Source organism: Burkholderia sp. A2, assembly GCF_001729305.1.
GTDB lineage: Bacteria > Pseudomonadota > Gammaproteobacteria > Burkholderiales > Burkholderiaceae > Burkholderia > Burkholderia sola.
In genome coordinates this window covers 1-211 of record NZ_LZXX01000047.1, presented here as the reverse complement: position 1 = coordinate 211, position 211 = coordinate 1, and the positions used below count along the sequence as shown (strand labels likewise).

The 211-nt window shown below is 67.8% G+C and carries 1 pseudogene; it reads right to left on the bottom strand.

Features of this window, described 5'->3' with window-relative positions:
* Window positions 1-44: 44 nt before the first annotated feature.
* Window positions 45-211 (bottom strand): annotated as a pseudogene (locus tag A9Z05_RS04260) (dehydrogenase); the annotation flags it as partial.

The window sequence follows — 211 nt, the reverse complement described above, 5'->3', positions numbered from 1 at the left end:
CGGCGCGCGAAGGCGGCGTGCAGCCGCCTTCGTTCATCGAAGCGTCAGTGCTTGCCGTCCGGCGAACGGTGCTTGTACAGCACGTCCTGATCGACGCGGATCAGGTTCTGGCCCGCATCGACGACGAAATCCACCCCGTTGTACGCATTGCCCGTCAGCAGCAGGATCGCGCTCGCGACGTCGTCAGGGCCCGCGATGCGCGCGAGCGGCG